Source organism: Neptunomonas marina (assembly GCF_004005935.1).
GTDB classification, from domain to species: Bacteria; Pseudomonadota; Gammaproteobacteria; order Pseudomonadales; family Balneatricaceae; genus Neptunomonas; species Neptunomonas marina.
The window spans coordinates 120370-137211 of sequence record NZ_SACQ01000005.1; the positions used below are offsets into that span (position 1 = coordinate 120370).

General features: G+C 50.4%; 20 protein-coding genes. 18 read left to right on the top strand and 2 right to left on the bottom strand.

The window, feature by feature from the left end; all coding sequences use genetic code 11:
- Positions 1-15: 15 nt before the first annotated feature.
- The 10 genes from flhF (at position 16) to EOE65_RS11605 (ending at position 9791) form a co-directional block, all read left to right on the top strand.
- Positions 16-1509: a flagellar biosynthesis GTPase FlhF gene (gene flhF, locus EOE65_RS11555; protein ID WP_127694474.1), complete on the top strand. Its 1494-nt coding sequence runs from the start codon at positions 16-18 to the stop codon at positions 1507-1509.
- Between the two features lie 14 nt (positions 1510-1523).
- Positions 1524-2339 carry a MinD/ParA family protein gene (locus EOE65_RS11560; RefSeq protein ID WP_127694475.1) on the top strand — a complete coding sequence of 272 codons (816 nt, stop codon included), beginning with the start codon at positions 1524-1526 and terminating at the stop codon, positions 2337-2339.
- Positions 2340-2363: 24 nt separating this feature from the next.
- Positions 2364-3074 carry an RNA polymerase sigma factor FliA gene (locus tag EOE65_RS11565; protein WP_127694476.1) on the top strand — a complete coding sequence of 237 codons (711 nt, stop codon included), beginning with the start codon at positions 2364-2366 and terminating at the stop codon, positions 3072-3074.
- A gap of 111 nt (positions 3075-3185) precedes the next feature.
- Complete coding sequence (cheY, locus tag EOE65_RS11570; RefSeq protein ID WP_206052674.1) at positions 3186-3572, top strand: chemotaxis response regulator CheY; 387 nt, start codon at positions 3186-3188, stop codon at positions 3570-3572.
- Between the two features lie 23 nt (positions 3573-3595).
- Positions 3596-4417, top strand: coding sequence for a protein phosphatase CheZ (locus EOE65_RS11575; RefSeq protein WP_127694477.1), 822 nt, complete (start codon positions 3596-3598; stop codon positions 4415-4417).
- Positions 4418-4429: 12 nt separating this feature from the next.
- Positions 4430-6502: a chemotaxis protein CheA gene (locus EOE65_RS11580; RefSeq protein ID WP_127694478.1), complete on the top strand. Its 2073-nt coding sequence runs from the start codon at positions 4430-4432 to the stop codon at positions 6500-6502.
- 23 nt (positions 6503-6525) lie between these two features.
- Positions 6526-7686, top strand: a complete 1161-nt coding sequence (locus EOE65_RS11585; RefSeq protein ID WP_127694479.1) for a protein-glutamate methylesterase/protein-glutamine glutaminase — start codon at positions 6526-6528, stop codon at positions 7684-7686.
- An 83-nt stretch (positions 7687-7769) separates the two neighbouring features.
- The gene (locus EOE65_RS11590) at positions 7770-8543 is read left to right on the top strand and encodes a ParA family protein (RefSeq protein ID WP_127694480.1); all 774 of its coding nucleotides are present in this window, start codon (positions 7770-7772) and stop codon (positions 8541-8543) included.
- Positions 8544-8547: 4 nt separating this feature from the next.
- Positions 8548-9351 (top strand): chemotaxis protein CheW, encoded by an 804-nt coding sequence (locus EOE65_RS18135; protein WP_206052675.1) that lies wholly within the window; start codon positions 8548-8550, stop codon positions 9349-9351.
- A gap of 23 nt (positions 9352-9374) precedes the next feature.
- Positions 9375-9791 (top strand): DUF2802 domain-containing protein, encoded by a 417-nt coding sequence (locus EOE65_RS11605; RefSeq protein ID WP_240656978.1) that lies wholly within the window; start codon positions 9375-9377, stop codon positions 9789-9791.
- Here EOE65_RS11605 and EOE65_RS11610 read toward each other — a convergent pair whose 3' ends face one another.
- The gene (locus EOE65_RS11610; RefSeq protein ID WP_127694482.1) at positions 9792-10061 is read right to left on the bottom strand and encodes an EscU/YscU/HrcU family type III secretion system export apparatus switch protein; all 270 of its coding nucleotides are present in this window, start codon (positions 10059-10061) and stop codon (positions 9792-9794) included.
- Complete coding sequence (locus EOE65_RS11615; RefSeq protein ID WP_164847094.1) at positions 10058-10852, bottom strand: flagellar hook-length control protein FliK; 795 nt, start codon at positions 10850-10852, stop codon at positions 10058-10060. Before EOE65_RS11615 ends, EOE65_RS11610 begins: the two co-directional genes overlap by 4 nt.
- 164 nt (positions 10853-11016) lie before the next feature.
- On the opposite strand from EOE65_RS11615, the gene EOE65_RS18230 reads away from it, so the two are divergent.
- The 8 genes from EOE65_RS18230 to EOE65_RS11650 all read left to right on the top strand — a co-directional run bounded on the left by EOE65_RS18230 (position 11017) and on the right by EOE65_RS11650 (position 16836).
- The gene (locus EOE65_RS18230; protein ID WP_240656979.1) at positions 11017-11427 is read left to right on the top strand and encodes a hypothetical protein; all 411 of its coding nucleotides are present in this window, start codon (positions 11017-11019) and stop codon (positions 11425-11427) included.
- A 152-nt stretch (positions 11428-11579) separates the two neighbouring features.
- Entirely contained in the window at positions 11580-11915 is a 336-nt protein-coding gene (locus EOE65_RS11620) for a hypothetical protein (protein ID WP_127694484.1), read from the top strand.
- A gap of 199 nt (positions 11916-12114) precedes the next feature.
- Positions 12115-12741 carry a cytochrome c biogenesis heme-transporting ATPase CcmA gene (gene ccmA / locus EOE65_RS11625; RefSeq protein WP_127694485.1) on the top strand — a complete coding sequence of 209 codons (627 nt, stop codon included), beginning with the start codon at positions 12115-12117 and terminating at the stop codon, positions 12739-12741.
- 44 nt (positions 12742-12785) lie between these two features.
- Complete coding sequence (gene ccmB, locus EOE65_RS11630) at positions 12786-13457, top strand: heme exporter protein CcmB (RefSeq protein ID WP_127694693.1); 672 nt, start codon at positions 12786-12788, stop codon at positions 13455-13457.
- Between the two features lie 14 nt (positions 13458-13471).
- Positions 13472-14227 carry a heme ABC transporter permease gene (locus EOE65_RS11635; RefSeq protein ID WP_127694486.1) on the top strand — a complete coding sequence of 252 codons (756 nt, stop codon included), beginning with the start codon at positions 13472-13474 and terminating at the stop codon, positions 14225-14227.
- A 40-nt stretch (positions 14228-14267) separates the two neighbouring features.
- Positions 14268-14414 carry a heme exporter protein CcmD gene (gene ccmD, locus EOE65_RS18400; protein ID WP_420846529.1) on the top strand — a complete coding sequence of 49 codons (147 nt, stop codon included), beginning with the start codon at positions 14268-14270 and terminating at the stop codon, positions 14412-14414.
- Positions 14411-14872 (top strand): cytochrome c maturation protein CcmE, encoded by a 462-nt coding sequence (gene ccmE / locus EOE65_RS11645; RefSeq protein WP_127694488.1) that lies wholly within the window; start codon positions 14411-14413, stop codon positions 14870-14872. The genes ccmD and ccmE overlap by 4 nt, the downstream gene beginning before the upstream one ends.
- Positions 14869-16836, top strand: coding sequence for a heme lyase CcmF/NrfE family subunit (locus EOE65_RS11650; protein ID WP_127694489.1), 1968 nt, complete (start codon positions 14869-14871; stop codon positions 16834-16836). The genes ccmE and EOE65_RS11650 overlap by 4 nt, the downstream gene beginning before the upstream one ends.
- Positions 16837-16842 lie beyond the last annotated feature (6 nt).

Consider the following 16842-nt stretch of genomic DNA (forward strand, 5'->3'; position numbering starts at 1 on the left):
TTTGAGGGAAGCGAAATGAAGGTGAAACGTATCTTTGCGCCGGATATGCGGCAGGCTATGCGGCGAGCTCGTGAAGAGATCGGTCCGGATGCAGTGATCGTTTCTAACCATCGTGTGGCGGGTGGTGTTGAGGTTGTTGCGGCTCACGAGGAGGAGTTTGAAGCGGCTCAGGCGGCGTTTAAACGCGATCAAGCACGGCAGGAAGCACGAAATGATAGTACCGCTGGTTCATCGCAAGAAGCGCTTTCGCGGGAGCTGCAGAACACGCGTCTTAAAATTGCTGAAGCTAATGAGCGTATGGCAGGTGGATTATATCAGCCGGAGCCGACGCGCAACATGCAGGTTGAGTCTGAAGATGACGAGGACTTGCAAACCATTCTCTCTTCTCTGCGCGAGCGCCAGAAAAAGCAGCAGGTTCAAGCGGATGTTAACGAGGGCTACGGCCTAGATGATTCCTTTGTGGCTGCACCGGAAGTTGATGAGGTCACACCAGCCGCAGGCTTGAGTGCTCAGTCGCTTGATCATCATGCTGCAAGTCAAGAAACGATTGTTTCTATGCAGGCAGAGATCGCCCAGCTCAAACAGTTGCTCGAAACCCAGCAAGCGCAGGAGCGCTCGCCCCAAGGTAAAGTTTGGGTGGAGGAGTCCGTGCCAGCAAAGACGGCCGCTGCTGGGCTAGTAGGAAAGCTGACACGCCGTTTTGAAAAAATTGGTTTAGGTGAGCATGTGATTACGCAGTTAACGCGTGGCTTAGAGTCTGATCTTGATGTGGCTAAAGCGTGGCGGGTGACGTTGTCGAAGTTAACCGAAGCGATTCCTACGATGAGTGAAGATTACATCGATCGTGGCGGCATGATCGCGTTTGTTGGACCAACCGGTGTGGGTAAAACGACGACAATCGGTAAGTTAGCAGCACGTTATGTGCTGCAGCATGGCAGTGCCGGATTGGCGCTGGTCACAACTGATTGCTACCGCATCGCGGCTCACGAGCAGTTGCGTACCTTCGGGCGTATTCTGGATGTGCCGGTGCGTGTTGTGGATGAAAATCACACCTTGGACGAGGTGTTAATGTCGCTGCGAGGAAAACGGCTTGTGCTCATCGATACCGCTGGTATGAGCCAGCATGAAGGTCCGAGTGAAGCGCAAAAAGAGATGCTTAACGACGTTTCGGTACGCTTGAAAAAGCTATTGGTGTTGTCCTGCTCGAGTCAGCGCCAGGTGTTAGAGGATGCCTATGACAACTATCACAGTGTGGGTCTCAATGGCTGCGTCCTGAGCAAGATGGACGAGTCTGGAAGCTTGGGTGAGGCGCTGACCGTTGCTATCGAGCGTGGTTTGCCAATCGCTTACGTGACTGATGGCCAGAAAGTGCCGGATGATATAGAGGTCGCGCAACGAAATGAACTAGTGAGTCGCGCTGTTGTGACGGCTCAAAAAACGTTAGAGCGCGAGCGGGAGCGTGCTCGTTTGGCTGCCGAAGGAGGTTCTACGTTGCCATCGGCTGGCTAGCGTAGAGATATCGCATGAATAGTAAGCACGCTGTAAAAGTTATCGCAGTCACCGGGGGTAAGGGCGGGGTGGGTAAAACCAATGTTTCCGTTAACTTATCCATGGCTATGGCTCAGATGGGGCATAGAACACTGCTGATGGATGCTGATTTGGGATTGGCGAACGTTGATATTATGTTGGGGCTGCGTCCTAAAAAGAACATTGGCGATGTGTTGGCCGGCGAGTGCACCTTGCGTGACGTTATGATTGATGTCTCTGACAATATGAAAATTGTTCCCGCGTGCTCTGGAACGCAAGAGATGACAGCGCTGAGTGCCCATGAACATGCCGAATTGATCTATGCTTTCAACGAAGTGGCTGATGAAATCGACGTTTTGGTGATCGACACGGCCGCTGGAATATCCGACTCTGTTGTCAGCTTTGTGCGTGCAGCACAGGAAGTGCTGGTGGTTGTATGCGATGAGCCTACGTCTATCACGGACGCCTATGGTTTGATTAAGCTGCTCAATCGCGATTACCGGATGACGCGCTTCCGAGTGCTTGCCAATATGGTGGCCACCGACACTGAGGGGCGAAATATGTTCAATAAGCTGCTCACTGTGACGGATCGCTTCCTTGATGTTACGCTTCAATACGTCGGTTCAATACCTTATGATGAGAATGTTCGAAAGTCTGTTCAGCGGCAAGTGCCTGTTCTGAAAGCCTTTTCGAAGTCAAAAGCCTCGTTGGCCTATCGCCAATTAGCGACAAAAGTTGATGCGTGGCCGATTCAAAATGTGCCACGGGGGCATTTGGAATTCTTTGTTGAGCGTTTAGTTCAAGGTGTTTAATTTTTGGGGCTGGGAAGGGGTTCCATGTACAACCCACTAGAAACTACTTCAAGCCAGGATTTAATCGAGCAGCATGCGCCGCTGGTAAAGCGTATTGCTCACCACCTCATGGCGCGTTTGCCTGCGAGCGTTGTGGTTGATGACCTCATCCAAGCCGGCATGATCGGCTTATTGGAAGCTGCCAAGAAGTATGATGCTTCCAAAGGTGCGAGCTTTGAAACTTATGCAGGTATTCGCATTCGTGGCTCAATTATTGATGAAGTGCGTCGGGGTGACTGGACACCGCGCTCTGTGCATCGTAATGGGCGCCGTATCTCTGAAGCGATCCAAAAGGTGGAGGCTGCCACTGGGCGAGATGCGTCTGATACTGATATCGCTCAAGAGATGGGTGTCTCTGTAGGTGAGTACCATGATCTTCTGAAGGACTCTGTCGAGAGTCGCCTGTTCAGTTTTGAAACGCTCACCGGAAACGATGAAGAGGGGCCGGGAGAGCAGCTTTCGGGCGATGATCCTGGCCCAAGCATCCATGCTGAGAAAAATGCTTTCATGAGCGCACTTGTCGGTGCGATTGATTCCCTTCCTGAGCGTGAAAAACTCGTATTGTCGCTATATTATGACGAAGAGCTAAACTTGAAAGAGATTGGCGAAGTGCTAGGCGTTAGCGAATCACGCGTCAGTCAAATTCATAGTCAAGCTGCACATCGACTCCGTGGTCGATTAAGAGATTGGCAATAAATTTCTTTCCGTTCCACAAAACTCTGAAATTTGGTCTAGATTTGAAACAGACAAATTAAGGTTTGGATTCAAGCCCGTTTTGTTTTTGTTTCCGAATTGGGGGATTCTGTCTTGAAGAAAGACATCAAGATTCTTGTAGTAGATGACTTCTCTACCATGAGACGAATTATAAAAAACTTATTGCGAGACCTAGGTTTCAATAATGTGATTGAAGCTGACGACGGTAAAACTGCGCTGCCGATATTGAAGCAAGGTGGTATCCAGTTTCTCGTGACAGATTGGAACATGCCTGGAATGACGGGAATCGACTTGGTGCGTACCGTGCGCGCCGATCCCGAAATGGCAGGCTTGCCTATCCTGATGGTGACAGCAGAAGCGAAGCGTGAACAGATTATTGCTGCTGCTCAAGCTGGAGTGAATGGGTATGTGGTTAAGCCTTTTACTGCCGCAGTGCTAAAAGAAAAGCTTGATAAAATTTTCGAGCGCATCGAAGGCTGATTATCGTCAAGGGAAATCTCTGTATGCCAGAATCAGATATTACAGTTGGCTTGGATTGCATCGATGAAGTATTGCAAGCCAAAGCTGAAGAGCTCACGTCGTCATTACAAAATGGTGACATGGCTTCTGCTTTCAACATCATCAATGACCTGCAGCAAGTTAAGCATCAAGCGTTCTACAACGAGGTCGGGCATTTAACACGCGGCTTGCATGAGGCGATTAAATCGTTTTCTGATGGCGTTAACTTTGATGACTTAGGTGGCGGGCAAGCGATCGAGTCTATTCAGGGAATGGCCGATGCGTCCGAGCGACTGTCTTATGTGATTGAACTGACAGAAAAAACTTCTCACGAAACGATGGATAGAGTCGATAAGTCTTTAGCGCTTGTCGACAAAATGGATGACCAAGCTGCGCGCTTTCAAGAGCTACTTTCTTTGGTTGGACAGCTTGAAGCCGAGTTCGAGGGGTTGCGTGGCGTTTATGATCGCACTTGTCAGTTGAAAGAGGAATCTGAGCAAACGGTAGCGGAGATGCGAGTTCAACTGACTGACATCCTAGTGGCGCAAAGCTATCAGGACATCACCGGTCAGTTAATCCGTCGGGTGATTACGTTGGTCACGCAGGTGGAGTCGAGCTTGGTTCAGCTGATGGATATGGCTGCCAAAATTGATCTGATTCGCGGCATCGAAGATGACACCCAAGAGTCGGAAGCTGCTGCCCAAGATAAAGCGCAGCAAGACCCCATTGCGGCAGAAGGCCCGCAAATCGCATCGAAGAGAAACAAAGGCGACGTGGTTGAGAGTCAGGACGACGTGGATGAGCTACTTTCGAGCTTAGGCTTTTAATAGGAGTTTCCTATGAGTTTGGACGTTGATAACGAGATTCTTGAAGACTTTCTTGTTGAGGCAGGAGAGATTCTAGAGCAATTATCTGAGCAATTGGTTGATCTGGAGAAAAGTCCTCAGGATTCTGATCTTCTCAACGCAATCTTTAGAGGGTTCCATACCGTTAAAGGCGGTGCGGGATTCTTGCAACTAGAAGCCATGGTGGATTGTTGCCATAACGCAGAGAACTTGTTTGATCTGTTGCGTAATGGTGAGCTTCATGTGACGTCTGAACTTATGGATGTCGTGCTGCAGTCACTCGATGCTTTGAATGTCATGTTCGATTGTGTACGCGCGGGTGAAGAGCCTGAGCCTGCTGATCCTCAGTTGCTTCAGCAGCTTGCTGCGTATGCTCGTGGTGAGGTCGCTCCCGCGGCGGCGTCAGCTCCAGTTTCTGCGCCGGAACCTACACCTGTTGCGCCACCGGTGGAAGAGGTACCAGCACCTGTGGTTGAAGAGGCCGCTGGCAGCGCTTCTGCTAATGATGAGTTCGACATGTTACTTGGCTCAGAGCCTGAAGCGTCTAGCGCGGCTGATGACGACCTGATTACCGAAGATGAGTTCGAAGCGCTGTTAGATGACTTGCATGGGAAAAATGGCGCGCCGGGCAAAGAGGCTGGCGAGCCAGCGGCTGAACCTGCTGGCGTCGCTGACGGTGGTGAGTTGATAACCGAAGACGAGTTCGAGCAGCTACTGGATGATCTCCAGTCGCAAGGGAAAGGGGCGTTTGCTGCGTCGCCCGAACCGGCTGCGGCACCTGTCGTTGAGGAACCTCCTAAAGAGGTTGAGCCTGCTGCTCCTACAGCACCTGCTGCTCCTACAGCACCTGCCGCTGCGGCGAGTACTGGCGCTGCAAAGCCTGCCGCAAACAAAGCTGCGACTCCTGAGAGTAATGTCCGTGTTGATACGCGTTTGCTCGATAAGATCATGAATATGGTCGGAGAGCTGGTACTTGTTCGGAACCGCTTAGTGCGGTTGGGTGCGATGCGCGAAGATGAGGAGATGACCAAAGCGCTTGGCACGCTGGATATGGTCACTGCTGACTTGCAAATGTCAGTTATGAAAACGCGAATGCAGCCGGTTAAAAAGGTATTTGGTCGCTTCCCTCGTTTGATTCGTGATCTTTCCCGTAGTTTGAAGAAAGAGATTCGTCTGGAGTTGCGTGGTGAAGAGACAGATCTTGATAAAAACTTAGTTGAAGCTTTGGCTGACCCCTTGATTCACTTGGTGCGTAACTCGGTGGATCACGGTATCGAGTCGCCGGAAATTCGTGAAGGTCTAGGTAAGCCTAGAGAAGGGCACGTGCTGCTCTCTGCTGAGCAAGAAGGCGATCATATCCTGCTGGTTATTCAGGATGATGGCGCCGGTATGGACCCTGAAAAGCTGCGTAGCTTGGCTGTTAAGCGAGGTATGCTTGATCAGGAGGCTGCTAACCGCTTATCTGAGCAAGAGTGTTTCAACCTGATTTTCCAAGCTGGTTTCTCGACAAAGACAGAAGTGTCTGACGTGTCTGGGCGTGGCGTTGGGATGGATGTTGTTAAAACCAAGATCACTCAACTTAATGGCACGCTAAGCATCGACTCTGTGATGGGGCAGGGCACCCGAATTGCTATACAAGTGCCGCTAACGCTGGCAATCATGCCAACGTTGATGGTCATCTTGGAAGGTCAGGCCTTCGCGTTGCCGCTGGTTAACGTAAACGAGATTTTCAATCTTGATCTGACGCAAACCAACGTGGTTGATGGTCAACAAGTCATTATTGTCCGCGACCAAGCATTACCGCTGTTCCATATGAAGCGCTGGCTTGTTGAAGGGCAAGAGTACGCGGATCTTCCGGAGCAGGGGCATGTGGTTATCGTGACTGTCGGTACACTGCGTGTTGGCTTTGTTGTGGATCAGTTGGTTGGACAAGAGGAAGTCGTGATTAAGCCGCTAGGTACAATCTTACACGGCACCCCGGGTCTATCGGGCGCTACAATCACAGGTGATGGGCGTATCGCGCTCATAATCGATATTCCAAACTTACTGAAGCATTACGCTTCTTAAGTTGATCAACTAAGCGAGTATTCATGCCCATCAAAGTACTTATCGTGGATGATTCAGGCTTTTTTAGGCAACGAATTAGCGATATTTTGTCGGCAGACTCACGATTAGATGTGGTTGGAATGGCGAGCAACGGCCGTCAAGCGGTTGATATGGCTCGCCAGCTCAAGCCAGACATCATTACTATGGATGTCGAGATGCCGCAGCTTAATGGTATCGAGGCGGTCAAAATCATCATGCGAGAAAGCCCCACTAATGTATTGATGCTTTCATCGTTGACGCATGAAGGGGCGCAAGTCACCTTGCAAGCTCTGGATGCGGGTGCTGCAGACTACCTAACGAAAGATATCAGGGCGTGGATTGATCAGTCTAACTCGATGCGTAATGAGCTTGTTGAGCGGGTAGTGGCGTTAGGCGGCAGTAAGCGTTTTATCCGCAGTTCTGTATTCAGCCAGTCGCGTGGAGCTTCGGCGCAATCCTCTTCTATTCACACCTTTAAGCCCGAAGCCGCTACTAAAGCGCCAGCACGTACAACGGCGCCGGCGTCTAGCAGATCAGCACCCGCTCCAGCACCGCGTCGCAGTTCGCCGGCGGCCGGTGGGGCGAAGTTTCCTGATAGTTGCCGGATTGTGCTAATCGGTTCTTCAACGGGTGGTCCTGCTGCGCTGCAGAAGATTTTAATGGAGCTTCCTGCGAATTTTCCGTTACCGATTTTGTTGATTCAGCATATGCCGAAGACGTTTACGTCGGTGTTTGCTGCGCGTTTGAATCAGCAGTGCAAGATCGAAGTGAAAGAAGCGGAAGATGGTGATCAGCTGAAGCCCGGTAGAGCGTTGTTGGCACCTGGTGGGCAGCAACTGATTTTGGACCCTCGTCTCCATGATCGAGTGAAAGTGCTGCCTGGCGATGAGCGTTTAACATATCGGCCGAGTGTTGATATTACGTATGCGTCTGCGGCGCGAGCTTTCGGTAACCGTGTGTTAGCCATAACACTCACTGGTATGGGAGCTGATGGCGCAGATGGAGCCCGCTTGCTGAAGCAGTCTGGTAGCACTGTTTGGGCGCAAAATGAAGAAAGCTGCACTATCTACGGTATGCCTCAAGCCGTCGTTAAGGCTGGTTTGGCTGATAGTATATTGCACCTAGATGATATCGGACGTCATCTATCAGCGCGCGGCAAACGATAGCTGCTGCGCGCTCCAATCTTGCTACAGTTAACTATACTTTTAATCATCTTTTAGAATGTGTTTCAGATTCGGGTAGCTGTTATATGCAGGTATGGTCTATTGCAAATCAAAAAGGCGGTGTTGGAAAAACCACAACCGTTGTGACATTAGCTGGGCTCTTAGCTGAGGTGGGTTACAACGTGCTTTTGGTGGATCTAGATCCGCACGGTTCATTAACGAGCTACTTTCATTATGAACCTGATGATCTTGAACATAGTGTCTACGACCTTTTTGTTGCGACAAAAGATGTGACCGAAAGTCAGGTTAACGCGCTCATTCGCCCAACCAATGTCGAAAAGATTCAGATACTCCCCGCCTCTACCGCGCTTGCAACACTTGAGCGGCGCGCGGTGGAGCACGAGGGGATGGGCTTACAGGTAGCGAAAGCGCTGCGCCATTTAACGGATAGGTATGACTACGTATTGATCGACAGTCCACCTGTTTTGGGTGTACTGATGGTGAATGCGCTCGCAGCGTGCCATCACTTACTTGTGCCGGCACAAACTGAGTTTTTAGCGCTCAAAGGCCTTGAGCGAATGATACGCACCATCAGCATGATCAATCGGGCGCGAAAGAAGAAGTTAACCTATACGATTATCCCGACATTTTATGATCGGCGCACGCAGGCGTCAGTGCGTTGCTTACGAGAGCTACATAAGTGCTACCCTGACGAATTAGCGAGCGCAGTTATTCCGGTTGATACCAAATTCAGAAATGCCAGCATGAAGGGCGTTGTGCCTTCTGAACTAGATTCCGGCAGCCGCGGCGTTCACGCTTATGCGCGGCTGTTACGTTCTTTGATAGAGCAACGAGGTTAAGTAGATGTCAGAAAAAGAAAATGGCGGACGTCAACAGCAAGTTGTTCTTGAGTACTTAGAAGCGCTTTTGCTAGATCCTGCTGATGAAGATGTTCAGGCATCGGCAGAAAAAGAGAAACAATTAAGCGAAGCAGAGGTGCAGGACGAGCACGCGTCTACTCCTGTTGCGGAAGTGGCGGCCAGCGAAGCTACGCATGAGCAAAGTGAAGCTCTTACTGAGGATCAATCGGAAGAGGGTGCTGCTGAAAGCGTTGCAGTAGGCTTGAGCGAAGATACACTTGCTAACGAGCCAGAGCCAGAGCCAGAGCCAGAGCCAGAGCCAGAGCCAGAGCCAGAGCCAGAGCCAGAGCCAGAGCCAGAGCCAGCAGCCAAGAACGTGGCGCAGATGAACTGTATCTTGGTCGAGGTGTTCGGAGTGCGAGTTGCGTTGCCGTTTGAAGCGATTGAGGGAGCTATCTCCCTGAACTCCGTAACCATGCAGCTGGATAATGAGCACGCATGGGTTTTAGGCTCGTTTGGTAGTTCAGTAGCCTACACTCGTATTGTTGATACGGCGGGCTGGATCATGCCGCACAAATACGATGCCGAAAGGTCCTCTTACAAAGAGGTTGTTATCTTGAAAGGGCGTCGCTGGGCTTTATCTTGCGATGAGTTGCTGCAGTCGGTGCATATTCCGATGCATGAGATCAATTGGAACTCGGACAAGACGAATCGTCCTTGGCTGATGGGCACCTATATGAAAGAAAAATGTGCGATACTCGATATTCCAACGCTGATTGGTGAATTCGAAGAAGCGTTAAATCTCTAGAATATTGCGGTGAAGGTGTAAGCGTGTCTGATACGGGTTTGTGGTTAATAGTACTCCTGCTATTCGTTGTGTTCATATTTGCGGGTTTAACCGTATTTATGTTGATTCGCCAACGTCGCCACGAACGCCAGTATCAGGCTTTGATTACTGTGTTGCGTAATGAGATTCGCTCAATTACTGGTAGCTCTATAGGGATGGGAAAACGGTTGGTTGATATTGAACAAAGGCTCAATATTACCGTCGAGAAACAACTTGAGCTTGAGAATCGTGATCCGGGCGAGTTGGCTTACAATCAGGCGGCGAAGCTTATGGAGATGGGGGCAGGGGTAGATGACCTGGTGAAAAACTGTGGCATCGGACGTCCTGAGGCAGAGCTGATGGCGCTGCTGCACAAAGAGATGCACCCCGCCGGTAGCCGAGGTTTAGAGGGTAAATCCTAGTTAACGTGGGTCATCTTTCAGGCTGTATGCAAATGCAATAACCTCCGCAACAGCCCGATATAGCGTTTCTGGGATCTCATCGCCAAGTTCTAGCCGGATAAGTATCTCGAGTAGCTCAGGGCTTTCATGTATATGGACATCATTTTCCTTAGCCAGCTTGATGATTTGCTGAGCGATGTCCCCACTGCCCTTCGCAACTACTTTAGGTACACCCCCTTGTTCAGGCTTATAGTTAAGCGCAACCGCTTGCGACGTCTTGTTTTTGCTCATGTTTTGATATCAACCAGTTTTCGTTGCACCGCGTCAGCTGCGCTGCTGATTTTCCCTTCTCGTGCGCTTAAATGCTGCACTGAAAAGCCCAAGTCACTCAACTGATGATTAAATTCAGAGAGTTGATTTCTTACTAACTGGACTGTTTTCGTTTGCTCGCAAATAAACCCTGCTGAAAGCTCTCCTTCCGTCTCATTCAGGGATATCTCGGCCGTCACTTGGCCGTGTTCCTGTAAGTTGAAGTTTAGTTTGACTCCCCAGAAGGTTTGTAACTCGCCACTGCTACTGGTCTGTTTGCGGCTGCGGATTGTCATGTCGACATGTTCCAGTTGAGCATTCTGGTAGATAGGTAGGTCGAACTGGAAGATGCGCTCTGTTGTATCGCTTCGTTGTGTCTGGTGTTGTAGATGGTGGAGTTGGTGGGTTGTGACGCGGGCCATGACCTTGTCGATAGCTGTGTTGATTCTCTCGCGTTGTTGGGCTGGAAGTTGCTCCGCTCCCTGTTTTAGCTGAAGTAGGATCTGCTTTAAATCGTTTTGCGGTGGCGCTTGGGTTGCTAGCTGGCGTTCTGTGAAAAGCCCACCTGATTGGACATTTTGTTTAATCGTTTGCGGGGCTTCGTTGCTGCCGGGTCGAACGCCAAAGAGCTGTAACAACGAGTTAACCACCTTATCGACAGGGGTGTTTTGGGCTGACCTGCTTAGCTGCTGTAGCCCATCTGCTAATGGTATCTGTAGAGGTAAACTTTCACGCAATATTTGCTCTGCCGTGGCGTTTTGGGCAGGTGTCATTGGTGGAGCGGGTTGTAAAGGTTGTGTCTGCGGGGGCTTTGTTTGCCACTGAATCGAGTAGTTGTTGGTGCTATCGCGCGCAATCACAACCTGATTTAGTTGGGGGAGATTTGCTGTGGTAGTGAGTGAAATCGCAATCCCTTTGATATCGACGGTTAGTGCGGTTGCTGCCGGTCGAGGCTGATACGCTGCATTGGTCGGCAATGTTGGTGATGAATGGCGATCAAGCCCTTGTGCTGTACCGGGGTGTTGTGCTCCGCTGGTTGCCTGCGTTGCCTGCGTTGCCTGCGTTGCCTGCGTTGCCTGCGTTGCCTGCGTTGCCTGCGTTGCCTGCGTTGCCTGCGTTGCCTGCGTTGCCTGCGTTGCCTGCGTTGCCTGCGTTGCCTGCGTTGCCTGTTGTGTTGAGTTTTGTGGGGCAACTGGTGTTTGTGAGCTTGCTATTGAGCTTTGCTGGTTTGCAGGTGCGAAACTTTGCCCAGAAGCAGAAGCAGAAGCAGAAGCAGAAGCAGAAGCAGAAGCAGAAGCAGAAGCAGAAGCAGGTTGAGGTAAAGAGTTTGCACTGCTCTGTGGTGTAGTGGCGTTGCCTTGGCTTGTTTGCTGAGATGCTATTGTCTGTGTCTGTGTCTGTGTCTGTGTCTGTGTCTGTGTCTGTGTCTGTGTCTGTGTCTGTGTCTGTGTGATAGCACTCTGAGCGATCACACTGCCCGGCGTCTGAGTATTTGGTGCGATGAGGGTTTGTAACTGGTTCAGTGTTGCAGCCGTTGGTGTCACGGGGGCCCGCAGAAGAGGTTGGTTTTCCGCTTGGGGACGTGTCTGGGGCGCTGTACTAGCCTCCCTGGCTTGGTTCGCAGCAACTTGTAACGACACATCACCGTTGGGTGATTGGCTAAGTTGTACGGTTGTACCTGACGCGATGGGAGTAGGTACCGAGATACTTAATAAGCGCGAATTTAGTTCAACTCTTATCTTGAATAGTCCATCACTTGACGGTGTGTTTGCGGTGTCGCGCACCGTCGCGGTAACTGGCGTGCCATCTTTGGGTAAAGCGTTCCCAATCGAGTGAGTTGTGCTCGATGTTGCTGCTTTAACGCTAATGTTTAGCGGCCCAAACGATTGCATGCGATAACAGTTTCCCGTACGTGTGACTAAGAACAATGCCAATACTTGGTCAGAATTGTATATAATGCCCACCAAATTTATCGGCGGTTACAGTATTAATTGTAGCGCGCTGTGGATGTTTTACGTGGAATGAGGTTGCTCCTTTGTCAAAACCGCTCTTGGCTGTCACCGATCTTTTTTGCGAACGCGAAGAGCGCATTCTGTTCGATGGTTTAGCATTTTCCCTGAAGCAGGGCGAAGTGATGCAGATTGAAGGCCGTAACGGCAGTGGCAAAACGACCTTGTTGCGGATCCTTAGTGGTCTATCTGCCCAATACGAAGGAAGTATCGAGTGGCGCGGTGAATCCGTTGACAATGTACGCGATGAGTTTCTTGCTGATTTGCTTTACTTCGGGCACCAACCCGGTGTCAAAGGCATGTTAACGCCGCAAGAAAATTTACGCTGGTATTGTGCACTGCATCCTGCACTCCAGCGTAGCAAAATAGATGAAGCGCTGGGCGTTGTTGGGTTGACGGGCTATGAAGATGTGCCATGTCACTCGCTCTCGGCTGGACAGAACCGGCGTGTTAGTTTAGCTCGCCTCTATATGAACCAAGCGCCGTTGTGGATTCTTGATGAGCCCTTTACTGCCATCGATAAAAAGGGTGTTGCAGCGATGGAGCAGTTGCTACTAGACCATGCACAGCGCGGCGGTAGTGTGATATTGACGACGCACCACGACCTTGCAGCACAGCAAGGCGTTGTCAAAGTCAATCTGGATAGCTTTTAGGGAACTCCGTAGTGGTAGAGGAAACTAATATCGCAACAATTTCGATGAGTCAGCAGTTTAGTGCCGCCTTAAAGCGTGACCTGTTGTTATCATTTCGACGTAAAAGTGATCTGTTCAATCCATTAATCTTTTTTTTGATGGTCGCGACGCTGTTCCCGTTAGGCGTTAGTCCAGAGCCGACATTTTTGGCCGACGTTGCACCGGGTGTGGTATGGGTAGCGGCGCTCCTTGCCACGTTGCTGTCGTTAGATGGGATGTTTCGCTCCGACTACGATGATGGCACTTTAGAGCAGATGTTATTGAGTCCGCAGCCTTTGATGATTGTCTGCTTGGCCAAAACACTCGCGCATTGGATGACAACCGGTTTGCCGTTGACGCTGATGTCGCCACTATTAGGTGTGATGCTATTTTTGCCCAGTGACGCGATGCTGGGCTTGGTATTGAGTCTATTGATCGGTACGCCGACGCTGAGTTTTATTGGCGCGATTGGTGCGGCACTGACGGTTGGGCTTAAAAAGGGGGGAATTTTGATATCGTTGTTGGTTTTACCTCTCTATATACCAGTACTTATTTTTGGGTCAGGGGCGGTGCAAGCTGCTGTAGCTGGGCTACCTATCGGTGGTTACCTGGCTCTTCTCGGTGCTGGCTTGGCGCTTGGTTTTGTACTTGCGCCTTTAGCGACCAGCGCTGCAGTGCGAGTTTCAGTTAGTGGTTGAGGTATAACGTAACAATGCCAGAGAAAAAATGGATGCCTCGCTGGTTTTACCAGTTGGCTTCACCAAAATGGTGTTATCAGATCACGGGTAAGTTGCTGCCTATATTTGCTTGGCTGGCTCTACTCTGTTTGGGTGTAGGGATCGTTTGGGCGCTGGCGTTCGCGCCGCCGGATTATCAGCAGGGTAATAGTTTTCGTATCATGTATCTGCATGTGCCGGCGGCTATTTTGGCGCAATCTTGCTATATGCTGATGGCTATCGCCGGTGCTATCGGTCTGATTTGGAAAATGAAAGTGGCTGATATGGCTGCATTCGCAGCGGCTCCAATTGGGGCCTCTATGGCGGTCTTGGCGCTCGCTACGGGAGCTATTTGGGGTAAGCCGACTTGGGGCTCTTGGTGGGTTTGGGATGCGCGATTGACCTCCATGTTGATCCTGTTGTTTCTTTATCTTGGTGTTATGGCACTGTATGCAGCGATGGAAAATCCAAACACTGCAGCGAAAGCGGCGTCCATCCTTTCCCTAGTGGGGCTAGTCAATATCCCTATTATCAAATATTCAGTTGAGTGGTGGAACACGCTCCATCAGCCAGCAACCTTCAAACTGACTGAGAAGCCTGCCATGCCGGTTGAAATGTGGCTGCCGCTGCTGATCATGGTGATTGGCTTCTACTGTTTCTTCGCTGTGTCTTTGATGATGCGGCTTCGCAACGAAATTCTCCGCCGCGAGAAACGTGCCAGTTGGGTGCGTGAGTTGATTGTATCCCAGTGAGGTGAATGTGCAGTTCGAAACACTTGCAGATTTTTTTAATATGGGAGGGCACGGAATTTATGTTTGGTTGTCTTATGCCCTCGGTTTACTTCTTTTTGCGGGGAACCTGCTTTTGCCTGCTAAGGCCCGCAAAGACTTGCTGAAAACACTTGCGCGCAGAATTAGAAGAGAGAACGACACTAAATGAATCCGAAACGTAAACAGCGCCTGGCTCTGGTTTTATTGCTGGTTGTGGGTGTATCCGTTGCTGTTGGTTTAGCGCTTTATGCTCTGAATCAGAATATCAATCTATTCTACTCGCCTACTCAAATTGTGGGCGGTGAAGCACCAAAAGATACTCGCATCCGCGCCGGTGGCATGGTCGTTGAGGGGAGCGTAAAACGCGACCAAGAAAGTTTACGTGTTCAGTTCGCGATGACCGATTACGCAGAAGAGGTGCTTGTTGAGTACACAGGAATACTCCCAGACCTTTTCCGAGAGGGGCAAGGGATTGTGGCGCAAGGTGCAATCGATGGAAACGGCGTGTTTCAGGCGGTTGAGGTTTTAGCAAAGCATGATGAAAACTATATGCCTCCTGAAGTCGCGGAAGCACTAGAAGCGGCTGGTAAGATGCCTAAACCTGCTGAGGAGGTATTTAATAAATGATTCCTGAGCTGGGGCAGTTTGCACTCATCATTTCGCTGGTTTTGTCGATTCTCTTATCTGTTGTTCCGTTGGTAGGAACTTACAGTCGCAACGTACTCTGGATGGAGTACGCGCGGCCACTATCGACGGCGGTTTTCCTTTTTCTTTTCATTAGCATGCTTTGTTTGGGTTATGCGTTCCTAACGGATGATTTCTCAGTGGCATATGTAGCTGGGAACTCAAATACTGCCTTGCCTTACTACTACAAAGTCAGTGCTATTTGGGGTGGCCACGAAGGCTCATTACTGCTTTGGGTGCTCATTTTGGGCGGCTGGACCTATGCGGTTGCGGTAAAAAGTGATGAGCTACCACTGGATATCGTGGCGCGAGTTCTATCGGTTATGGGTATGGTTTGTGTGGGCTTTATCCTTTTCACTCTGATGACCTCAAGCCCGTTTGAACGTCTGTTACCGAACGTCCCAGCAGAGGGGGGAGACCTGAATCCACTGCTGCAGGATATTGGCTTGATTATCCATCCGCCGATGCTTTACATGGGATATGTGGGCTTCTCGGTAGCATTTGCTTTTGCCATTGCTGCGCTGCTAAGTGGTCGTCTTGACGCTGCGTGGGCTCGTTGGTCACGTCCGTGGACCAATGTGGCTTGGGCATTTTTGACGTTAGGTATAGCGTTAGGTAGTTGGTGGGCATATTACGAGCTCGGCTGGGGTGGCTGGTGGTTCTGGGACCCTGTTGAGAATGCTTCTTTTATGCCATGGTTAGTGGGTACGGCTCTTGTTCACAGTCTGGCCGTTACGGAGAAGCGTGGTGTCTTTAAAAGCTGGACGGTGCTATTAGCGATCTTCGCGTTTTCTTTAAGTTTGTTGGGCACATTCTTAGTACGTTCTGGTGTGTTAACGTCGGTACACGCCTTTGCCACAGATCCTGAGCGGGGCTACTTCGTCCTTGTCTTGTTGGCGATTACTATCGGCGGCTCTTTCCTGCTGTACGCAGTCAAGGCGGCGCATGTTAAAAGTGAATCAACATTCGAGCTTCTCTCCCGTGAGAGCATGCTGTTGGTCAATAATGTCGTTTTAGTTGTGGCGTGTTTGATGGTCTTGCTTGGAACCTTGTATCCACTCGTGATGGATGCGTTGTCGATGGGGAAAATCTCGGTAGGCCCGCCGTACTTTAACTCTCTGTTTGTACCGCTAACTATTTTCTTGGTGGTTTTCCTATCAGTTGGATCGATTGCTCGCTGGCGTAAAACAGATTCCAACTTCCTGCTTAAACAGCTGGGAATCCCTGCGGTTGTAGCACTGGTTTGTGGTGTTATCTTCCCGCTGATGTACGCGGGTGAGCTGCACTTGCAGCCTGTTTTGGGTGGCATCATGGCCATGTGGATAACGGCGGCTGCGGTCAAAGATATCTACAACAAAGTGAAGCATCGTCGCTCGTTGGGTGAGGGAATGCGCAAGCTCTCTCGTAGTTACTATGCGATGTTGCTGGCACACCTTGGTTTGGCGGTTTCGATAGTGGGCGTTGCTATGGTGTCTAACTACAGCGAAGAGCGCGATCTGCGCATGGCGCCGGGTGATAAACTCAATTTCGAAGATTATAGCTTTGAGTTCAAAGGCTCACGCCGAGTAGAGGGACCAAACTACGTCTCTGATATGGGGGAGCTGGTGGTGTATAAAAACGGCGAAGAATATGGTTTATTGCAGCCAGAAAAGCGTCAGTACCTCGCGCGTGGCAATGTGATGACAGAAGCTGATATCGATCCAGGGTTCTGGGGTGATTTATACGTGGCCATGGGAGAACCTCTTGAGGGGGATGCGTGGGCAATACGTGTTCAATACAAGCCTTTTGTGCGCTGGATTTGGCTGGGTGGACTGATGATGACAGCAGGAGGACTGTTGGCTGCATCGGATCCGCGTTATCGCCGTAAACGCATACAACAGAGTGCCGATGTGGCTGCCGTTAGCTAAGAGGAA